The sequence below is a fragment of the Pseudomonas sp. NPDC087690 genome (genome assembly GCF_044743175.1).
Classification (GTDB): Bacteria; Pseudomonadota; Gammaproteobacteria; order Pseudomonadales; family Pseudomonadaceae; genus Aquipseudomonas.
On record NZ_JBIUVX010000023.1, the window covers coordinates 1 to 8891 of the forward strand.

The window sequence follows — 8891 nt, forward strand, 5'->3', positions numbered from 1 at the left end:
CGTAAGCTGTTTATGTGGCTTCTGCGAAAGCTTCTACATCTGAGGCTTGTCGTGGGTATTCCTTGTCATTTCGCTTTATTCGAGCTGCAACCGGGTTTCCGTCTGGATCTCGAGCAGTTGGCCACGCGCTATCGTGAGTTGGCGCGCGGCGTTCATCCTGATCGCTTCGCCGACGCTTCCGAGCGTGAGCAGCGGTCGGCACTCGAGCAGTCTGCGCGGCTCAACGACGCCTATCAGACGCTCAAGAGTCCGGCCCAGCGCGCACGCTACCTGCTGACCATCAGCGGGCATGAAGTGCCGATGGAAGTGACTGTCCATGATCCCGAGTTTCTTTTGCAGCAGATGCAATGGCGCGAAGAGCTCGAAGACCTTCAGGACAGTGCCGACCTCGACGGTGTCGCGGTATTCAAGCGTCGTCTGAAAGTGGCTCAGGAAGAACTCAACGAAAGCTTCGCAGCCTGTTGGGATGATGCAGCGCAACGCGAACAGGCTGAACGCCTGATGCGGCGCATGCAGTTCCTCGACAAGCTCACCTACGAAGTGCGCCAGTTAGAAGAGCGCCTCGACGATTAACCCAGTGCTGCCCTGAATGCACGCCTGATAGACAGACAAGACCTGATTACCATGGCTCTACTGCAGATCGCCGAACCCGGCCAAAGTCCTCAACCGCACCAGCGTCGCCTGGCTGTGGGTATCGACCTGGGCACTACCAATTCGCTGGTCGCTGCGTTGCGCAGTGGTCTTTCCGAGCCGCTGGCCGACGCCAACGGGCAGGTCATCCTGCCGTCCGCCGTGCGTTACCACGCCGATCGCGTCGAAGTCGGCGAGTCGGCCAAGCTGGCCGCGTCTTCCGATCCTTTGAACACTGTGCTGTCGGTCAAGCGCTTGATGGGTCGTGGTCTGTCCGACGTCAAGCAATTGGGCGAGCAACTGCCGTACCGCTTTGTCGGCGGCGAATCGCACATGCCGTTCATCGACACCGTGCAGGGCCCGAAAAGCCCGGTCGAAGTTTCTGCCGACATCCTCAAAGTCCTGCGTCAGCGTGCTGAAGCGACGTTGGGTGGCGAACTGGTCGGCGCGGTGATCACCGTTCCGGCGTATTTCGACGATGCTCAGCGTCAGGCCACCAAAGATGCGGCCAAGCTCGCCGGTCTGAATGTGTTGCGTCTGCTCAATGAGCCGACCGCAGCCGCTGTGGCGTACGGTCTGGATCAACACGCTGAAGGCCTGGTCGCGATTTATGACTTGGGCGGCGGTACTTTCGATATTTCGATTCTGCGTCTGACCGGCGGTGTTTTTGAAGTTCTGGCCACTGGCGGCGACAGCGCGCTGGGTGGTGACGACTTCGATCACGCGATTGCCGGCTGGATCATCGAGAGCGCCGGTCTGTCCGCCGATCTCGATCCGGGCGCACAACGCAATCTGCTGCAAACCGCTTGCGCGGCCAAAGAAGCCCTGACCGATGCGGCCAGCGTTGAAGTGGCCTATGGCGACTGGAAAGCGCCGTTGACCCGCGAAGCCTTCGATGCGCTGATCGAGCCAATGGTCGCACGCAGCCTGAAAGCCTGCCGCCGCGCCGTTCGCGATTCCGGTATCGAGCTGGAAGACGTACACGCTGTGGTCATGGTCGGCGGTTCGACGCGCGTGCCGCGTGTTCGCGAAGCCGTTGCCGAAGCCTTCGGTCGTCAGCCGCTGACTGAAATCGATCCGGATCAAGTGGTGGCCATCGGCGCCGCGATCCAGGCTGATACGCTGGCTGGCAACAAGCGCGATGGCGGCGAACTGCTGCTGCTCGACGTTATTCCGCTGTCCCTGGGGCTGGAAACCATGGGTGGCCTGATGGAGAAGGTGATTCCGCGTAACACCACCATCCCTGTCGCTCGCGCACAAGATTTTACGACTTATAAAGACGGCCAGTCGGCCATGGCTATCCACGTCCTGCAGGGTGAGCGCGAGCTGATCAGTGATTGCCGCTCGCTGGCGCGCTTTGAATTGCGCGGCATTCCAGCGATGGTCGCCGGTGCAGCGAAAATTCGTGTGACCTTCCAGGTCGACGCCGACGGTCTGCTCAGCGTTTCTGCCCGTGAACTGGGTTCGGGCGTTGAGGCGAGCATTCAGGTCAAGCCGTCTTACGGTCTGACCGACGGCGAAATCGCCAAAATGCTCAAGGATTCGTTCCAGCATGCCAATGACGACAAGGTCGCCCGCGTTCTGCGCGAGCAGCAAGTCGATGCCCAGCGCCTGATTGAGGCGGTGCAGGGCGCTCTTGAGGTTGATGGCGAGCGTTTGCTCGACGCCGAAGAGCGCATGGTTATCGACCTGCAACTGCAGGAGCTGGCCGAACTGATGAAAGGTACTGATGGTTATGCCATCGAGCAGCAGACCAAGCGTCTGTCGCAAGTGACCGATGCCTTTGCTGCCCGCCGCATGGATCTGACGGTGAAAGCCGCTCTGTCGGGGCGCAATCTGAATGAAATCGAGGATATCTGATGCCGCAGGTCATTTTTCTGCCCCACGAGAAGTTCTGCCCTGAGGGTATGGTGGTCGACGCTGCGCCTGGCACTTCGATTCTCGAATTGGCTCACGAACACCACATCGAGATGGAAAGTGCTTGCGGCGGCGTGTGTGCTTGCACCACTTGTCACTGCATCATCCGTGAGGGTTTCGACTCGATGGAAGAGGCTGACGAGCTGGAAGAAGACTTCCTTGATCGTGCCTGGGGTCTGGAAGCGCAATCGCGTCTGGCTTGCCAGGCTATCGTTGGTGAAGAAGACATCACCGTCGAAATTCCGAAATATTCGCTTAACCATGCGGCCGAAGCGCCGCACTGACTGGTAAGACTGTCATGAGCTACGGTTGGAATGATGTTCAACGTATTGCAGAAGAGTTGGCCGAGGCCAAGCCGGGCGTAGACCCGTTTTCTGTCAATTTCGTCGATCTGCAGCAATGGATTAAAGAGCTGCCGGATTTTGACAATACCTCTGGTCGTGTTGGCGAGAAGGTGTTGGAAGCGGTTCAGACGCTCTGGGCTGAAGAATTGGACTGATCGTCCTCGCAGGTTAGGCAATACCCAAGAACCCGCGTATAATTCGCGGGTTTAATTTTTCGCAAATTACCGTTTCTGGAGTTACACCATGGCTGTTCAACGCACTTTCTCCATCATCAAGCCTGACGCTGTTGCAAAAAACGTCATCGGCGAAATCACCACTCGTTTCGAAAAAGCCGGCCTGCGCGTTGTAGCTTCGAAACTGAAGCAACTGTCCAAAGCCGAAGCTGAAGGCTTCTACGCTGAGCACAGCGCTCGTGGTTTCTTCGGCGACCTGGTTGCTTTCATGATCTCCGGTCCTGTTGTTGTTCAGGTTCTGGAAGGCGAAAACGCTATCGCTCTGAACCGTGAGCTGATGGGCGCTACCAACCCTAAAGAAGCTGCTGCCGGCACCATCCGCGCTGACTTCGCTGATTCCATCGACGCCAACGCTGTTCACGGTTCGGACTCCGAAGCCGCAGCTGCTCGTGAAATCTCGTACTTCTTCGCAGCTACTGAAGTAACCACTCGCTAAGCATTGGCTTAAGAGTGAAGGTGAATCCATGACTACATCGACTGTAAAAACCAACCTGCTGGGTCTGACTCAACAGGAAATGGAAAAATTCTTCGACTCAATCGGGGAGAAGCGTTTCCGTGCCGGTCAGGTAATGAAATGGATTCACCACTTTGGTGTCGATGATTTCGACGCCATGACGAACGTCAGCAAGGCCTTGCGCGACAAGCTCAAGGTTATTGCTGAGGTCCGTGGTCCGGAAGTGGTCAGCGAGGACATCTCCAGCGACGGCACCCGTAAATGGGTGGTGCGCGTGGCGTCCGGCAGCTGCGTCGAGACCGTGTACATTCCCCAGGGCAAGCGCGGCACATTGTGCGTTTCATCCCAGGCAGGCTGTGCCCTGGATTGCAGTTTCTGCTCCACCGGCAAGCAAGGCTTCAATAGCAACCTCACCGCCGCCGAAGTCATCGGTCAGGTGTGGATTGCCAACAAATCTTTCGGCAGTGTCCCGGCAACCGTCGACCGTGCCATCACCAACGTGGTGATGATGGGCATGGGTGAGCCGCTGCTGAACTTCGACAACGTCGTCGCCGCCATGCATCTGATGATGGATGACCTCGGCTACGGGATCTCCAAGCGCCGCGTGACCCTGTCCACTTCGGGCGTGGTGCCGATGATCGATGAGCTGGCCAAGCACATAGACGTGTCCCTGGCGATGTCCCTGCACGCACCGAATGACGCATTGCGTAACCAATTGGTGCCGATCAACAAGAAATATCCGCTTAAGATGCTGCTCGAGTCGTGCCAGCGCTACATGTCGTCCCTGGGCGAAAAACGCGTGCTGACCATCGAGTACACCTTGCTCAAGGACATCAACGATAAAGTTGAACACGCCGTTGAGATGATCGAGCTACTGAAGAATATTCCGTGCAAGATCAACCTGATTCCGTTCAACCCGTTCCCGCATTCCGGGTACGAGCGCCCGAGCAACAACGCGATCCGTCGTTTCCAGGATCAGTTGCATCAGGCCGGTTTCAACGTCACTGTCCGCACCACCCGTGGTGAAGACATCGACGCTGCATGTGGTCAATTGGTAGGGCAGGTGCTGGATCGCACCCGTCGCAGCGAACGTTATATCGCCGTGCGTGAGTTGAGCGCCGACAGCGATCTGGCACAGAACGCCGCGAACACTAACTAAGAGAGGATCTCTATGTCCCTGCGCTTTGCGCTGCTGTTGCTGTTGGCCAGCCTGTGTGCTGGTTGTGTCCTGTCGGGTGACTACAACCCGATGAAGACCAGCAAGGGCCGCGATGAAGCGCGGGCTGCCTACGTGCAGCTGGGGCTGGGATACTTGCAGCAAGGCATGAGCGAGCGGGCCAAGGTGCCGCTGAAGAAGGCGCTGGAGATCGACGGTTCCGATCCGGATGCCAATGCGGCCCTCGGCTTGGTGTTCCAGTCCGAAATGGAGCCTGAGCTGGCCGACGAACACTTCCGCAAGGCTTTGTCCTCCCGTCCTGCCGATGCGCGCATCCTCAACAACTACGGCAGTTTTCTCTACGAACAACAGCGTTATAAAGAAGCCTACGAGCGTTTTGAACAGGCCGCCGCCGATACCCTGTATCCTGAGCGTTCGCGTGTGTTCGAGAACCTCGGCATGACGGCCGCGAAGCTCGGTCAGCGTGATCTGGCGCAGCAACAGCTGGAAAAGGCCCTGCGTTTGAACCGTCAACAACCGCGCGCATTGCTGGAAATGGCTGAGTTGTCCTTCGAAGACAGGCATTATGTGCCCGCGCGTGACTATTACGACCGTTTCAGCCTGCTCACCGAACAAAATGCACGTAGTCTATTGCTCGGCGTTCGGCTGGCAAAAGTGTTTGAAGATCGCGACAAGGCCGCCAGTTATGGCCTGCAATTAAAACGACTCTATCCCGGTACGCCGGAATATCAGCAATACCTGTCGGAGCAATGATGAAAGCGGCGCATCCCGAAGTTGTAGCAGCGAATCGCGTTAACCCCGGTGAGACCCTGCGCCAGGCCCGCGAAAGCAATGGCTGGTCGCTGGCCGAAGTGGCCCTCAAGCTCAACCTCACCGTGACTTCCCTGAGCAATCTTGAAGCCGGCGCTTTCGACAAGCTGCCGGGGCATACCTTCGCTCGCGGTTATATTCGCGCCTATGCCAAATTGCTCGGCATGGACCAGACCGTTCTGGTTCAGCAGTTCGACCAATCCACCGGTACCGATTCCCAAGGCAGCAATGTTCACGCCCTCGGCCGTATCGAAGAGCCGGTGCGGGTCTCCCACACCATTTTGCGGATCGTCAGCCTGTTGTTGCTGATTGCGGTCATCGGCGGTGGTTTCGTCTGGTGGCAGGATCAGACCTCGCTGCGCACCAAGGACCTGACGTCTCTGGCGCCTGAGCACGTTGAAGTCGAAGGTGCCGACGGTACGACCCAGATTCACCCGATCGATGAGCCGGAAGACCAGGCAGTCGAGGAAAATCAGGCTGACACTTCGACGACACTGGCGTTGCCTCAGTCCGAAACCACGGCTGAATCGACCGGTGCCGAAGGCGCTGCTCCGGCAACCACTCCAACTGCTCCGGCTGCAACGCCGACCGCCCCGGTTCATACGCCGGCACCGGTTGTTGCTACTCCGGCTACCCCAGCGCCAAACGCGCCGGCCACTCCAGCGCCGACCGTTACCGCGCCGGTTGTTCCTGCTGCTCCGGCAGCCCCCGCAGAAGCGGTCGCACCAGTTGCTGGCGATGGTCAGGTACAACTGCAGTTCAGCGCCGATTGCTGGGCACAAGTGACCGACGGTCGTGGCAAAGTGATCTTCAGTGGTCTCAAGCATAAAGGCGATAGCGTCAGCGTTTCCGGCAAGCCGCCGCTTAACGTGCGTCTCGGCGTAGCCCGTGCCGCGCAGGTCAGCTACAACGGCCAACCGGTCGATATCGCTCCGTTCACCAGTGGCGAGACTGCTCGCCTGAAGTTGGGTCAATAAGTCATGCACGGCGAATCTCCAATCAAACGTCGCGTTTCGCGCAAGATCTGGGTCGGCAACGTACCGGTGGGCGGCGATGCGCCGATCGCGGTGCAGAGCATGACCAACAGCGACACCAATGACGTTGCCGCCACCGTTGCGCAAATCAATCGTCTGGAAGCCGCTGGCGTCGATATCGTCCGCGTTTCGGTGCCGGACATGGACGCCGCCGAGGCTTTCGGCAAAATCAAGCAACTGGTCAAGGTGCCGCTGGTTGCCGACATCCACTTCGACTACAAGATTGCTTTGCGCGTCGCTGAGCTGGGTGTGGATTGCCTGCGTATCAACCCGGGCAACATCGGTCGTGAAGACCGTGTTCGTGCGGTGGTCGATGCAGCGCGTGATCGCGGGATTCCGATCCGCATCGGCGTCAACGCCGGTTCGCTGGAAAAAGACCTGCAGAAGAAATACGGCGAGCCGACGCCAGCGGCGCTGGTCGAATCTGCTTTGCGCCACGTTGAACATCTCGAACGCCTGAATTTCCAGGACTTCAAGGTCAGCGTGAAGGCTTCCGACGTGTTCATGGCCGTCGAAGCCTACCGCTTGCTGGCGAAAGAAATCGTTCAGCCGCTGCACCTGGGCATCACCGAAGCCGGTGGATTGCGTTCGGGCACAGTGAAATCCGCCGTGGGCCTAGGTATGCTGCTCGCCGAGGGGATTGGCGATACTATCCGCATCTCGCTGGCGGCCGATCCGGTCGAGGAAGTGAAGGTCGGTTACGACATTCTCAAGTCTTTGCATCTGCGTTCCCGTGGCATCAACTTCATCGCCTGCCCGAGCTGCTCACGGCAGAACTTCGATGTGGTGAAAACCATGAACGAGCTGGAAGGGCGCCTTGAAGACCTGCTGGTGCCGCTGGATGTCGCGGTGATCGGTTGCGTGGTCAACGGCCCCGGCGAAGCCAAGGAAGCCCATATCGGCTTGACCGGCGGCACGCCAAACCTGATTTACATCGACGGCAAGCCGGCGCAGAAACTGACGAATGACAATCTGGTGGACGAGCTGGAAAGGCTGATCCGCCAGAAAGCGGCCGAAAAGGTCGAAGCTGACGCTGCCGTAATTGCGCGCGGCTGACCCTGACTGAAGAGCCGAACGAATTTAAGGATTTAAAGTGAGCAAGTCATTGCAAGCCATTCGTGGCATGAACGACATCCTGCCCGAACAGACCCCCCTGTGGCGTTATTTCGAGGGCACTGTCGCACGTCTGCTGGATAACTACGGTTACAAGCAGATCCGCATGCCGATCGTCGAGTTCACCGAGCTGTTCAAGCGCTCGATCGGTGAAGTGACCGACATCGTCGAAAAAGAGATGTATACCTTCGAAGACCGCAACGGCGACTCCCTGACCCTGCGTCCGGAAGGCACGGCGGCGTGCGTGCGTGCTGTACTTGAGCACGGCATTACCGGCGGTGGCCAGGTGCAGAAACTCTGGTACATCGGCCCGATGTTCCGCCACGAGCGTCCGCAGAAAGGTCGTTATCGCCAGTTCCACCAGATCGGTCTGGAAGTGTTCAACCTCGACGGTCCGGACATCGACGCCGAGCTGATCACCATGACCTGGCGCCTGTGGGGCGAGCTGGGCATTCGTGATGCGGTCAAACTCGAACTCAACAGCCTCGGCACCAGCGAGTCCCGTGGTCGCTACCGTGAAGCGCTGGTCGAGTACCTCTCGGCGCACCACGACAAGCTCGACGAAGACAGCCAGCGTCGCCTGAAAACCAACCCGCTGCGCGTGCTCGACACGAAAAATGCCGACACCCAAGCAGTGCTGGTCGATGCGCCGAAAATGGCCGACTACCTCGACGACGAATCCCGTGCGCACTTCGAAGGTTTGAAATCGCGTCTGGATGCCGTCGGCATTCCGTACGTGCTCAACCCGAAACTGGTGCGCGGCCTCGATTACTACAGCAAAACCGTTTTCGAATGGGTCACCGACAGGCTCGGCGCCCAGGGCACTGTCTGCGCGGGCGGTCGTTACGACGGTCTGGTCGAGCAGATGGGCGGCAAGCCGACCACTGGCGTCGGTTTCGCCATGGGCATCGAGCGTCTGGTGTTGATGCTCGAAACCCTCGAGCAGATCCCGGAAGAAATCTCCCGTCAGGTCGATGTCTACCTCTGCGCCTTCGGTGAAGAAGCCGAGCTGGCCGGTCTGGCCCTGGCTGAGCGTGTTCGCGATCAACTTCCAAACCTGCGCCTGCAAGTCAATGCCGGCGCCGGCAGCTTCAAAAGCCAGTTCAAGAAGGCCGACAAGAGCGGTGCGCTGTACGCACTGATCCTCGGTGACGACGAAATGGCCCAGCAAGTGGTAGT

Annotated in this window: 10 protein-coding genes; all 10 read left to right on the forward strand. The window is 58.7% G+C overall.

What is annotated here, in order from left to right; translation table 11 throughout:
• The first annotated feature begins 51 nt into the window (after positions 1 to 51).
• Positions 52 to 573 carry a co-chaperone HscB gene (gene hscB, locus ACIPIZ_RS19680; protein ID WP_007916889.1) on the forward strand — a complete coding sequence of 174 codons (522 nt, stop codon included), beginning with the start codon at positions 52 to 54 and terminating at the stop codon, positions 571 to 573.
• 51 nt (positions 574 to 624) lie between these two features.
• Positions 625 to 2490, forward strand: a complete 1866-nt coding sequence (gene hscA / locus ACIPIZ_RS19685; protein ID WP_122662995.1) for a Fe-S protein assembly chaperone HscA — start codon at positions 625 to 627, stop codon at positions 2488 to 2490.
• Positions 2490 to 2831 (forward strand): ISC system 2Fe-2S type ferredoxin, encoded by a 342-nt coding sequence (gene fdx / locus ACIPIZ_RS19690; RefSeq protein ID WP_064392064.1) that lies wholly within the window; start codon positions 2490 to 2492, stop codon positions 2829 to 2831. Before hscA ends, fdx begins: the two co-directional genes overlap by 1 nt.
• A gap of 14 nt (positions 2832 to 2845) precedes the next feature.
• On the forward strand, positions 2846 to 3046 hold the full coding sequence (gene iscX / locus ACIPIZ_RS19695; RefSeq protein ID WP_008084655.1) for a Fe-S cluster assembly protein IscX: 201 nt from the start codon (positions 2846 to 2848) through the stop codon (positions 3044 to 3046).
• Positions 3047 to 3134: 88 nt separating this feature from the next.
• A complete protein-coding gene (ndk, locus tag ACIPIZ_RS19700) occupies positions 3135 to 3560 on the forward strand; it encodes a nucleoside-diphosphate kinase (RefSeq protein WP_007916882.1) in 426 nt (141 codons plus the stop codon).
• 28 nt (positions 3561 to 3588) lie between these two features.
• Entirely contained in the window at positions 3589 to 4737 is a 1149-nt protein-coding gene (gene rlmN, locus ACIPIZ_RS19705; RefSeq protein WP_401166847.1) for a 23S rRNA (adenine(2503)-C(2))-methyltransferase RlmN, read from the forward strand.
• 12 nt (positions 4738 to 4749) lie between these two features.
• Entirely contained in the window at positions 4750 to 5508 is a 759-nt protein-coding gene (gene pilW, locus ACIPIZ_RS19710) for a type IV pilus biogenesis/stability protein PilW (protein ID WP_016984372.1), read from the forward strand.
• Positions 5508 to 6542 carry a RodZ family helix-turn-helix domain-containing protein gene (locus ACIPIZ_RS19715; RefSeq protein ID WP_122662993.1) on the forward strand — a complete coding sequence of 345 codons (1035 nt, stop codon included), beginning with the start codon at positions 5508 to 5510 and terminating at the stop codon, positions 6540 to 6542. Before pilW ends, ACIPIZ_RS19715 begins: the two co-directional genes overlap by 1 nt.
• Positions 6543 to 6545: 3 nt before the next feature.
• On the forward strand, positions 6546 to 7655 hold the full coding sequence (ispG, locus tag ACIPIZ_RS19720) for a flavodoxin-dependent (E)-4-hydroxy-3-methylbut-2-enyl-diphosphate synthase (protein ID WP_008084646.1): 1110 nt from the start codon (positions 6546 to 6548) through the stop codon (positions 7653 to 7655).
• Positions 7656 to 7692: 37 nt separating this feature from the next.
• On the forward strand, positions 7693 to 8891 hold a 1199-nt coding region (gene hisS, locus ACIPIZ_RS19725), incomplete at its 3' end, for a histidine--tRNA ligase (protein WP_401166852.1).

Coding starts and splice junctions, on each gene's coding strand:
- hscA (WP_122662995.1), top strand. CDS start 625: ATGGCTCTACTGCAGATCGCCGAACCCGGCCAAAGTCCTCAACCGCAC.
- fdx (WP_064392064.1), top strand. CDS start 2,490: ATGCCGCAGGTCATTTTTCTGCCCCACGAGAAGTTCTGCCCTGAGGGT.
- iscX (WP_008084655.1), top strand. CDS start 2,846: ATGAGCTACGGTTGGAATGATGTTCAACGTATTGCAGAAGAGTTGGCC.
- ndk (WP_007916882.1), top strand. CDS start 3,135: ATGGCTGTTCAACGCACTTTCTCCATCATCAAGCCTGACGCTGTTGCA.
- rlmN (WP_401166847.1), top strand. CDS start 3,589: ATGACTACATCGACTGTAAAAACCAACCTGCTGGGTCTGACTCAACAG.
- pilW (WP_016984372.1), top strand. CDS start 4,750: ATGTCCCTGCGCTTTGCGCTGCTGTTGCTGTTGGCCAGCCTGTGTGCT.
- ACIPIZ_RS19715 (WP_122662993.1), top strand. CDS start 5,508: ATGAAAGCGGCGCATCCCGAAGTTGTAGCAGCGAATCGCGTTAACCCC.
- ispG (WP_008084646.1), top strand. CDS start 6,546: ATGCACGGCGAATCTCCAATCAAACGTCGCGTTTCGCGCAAGATCTGG.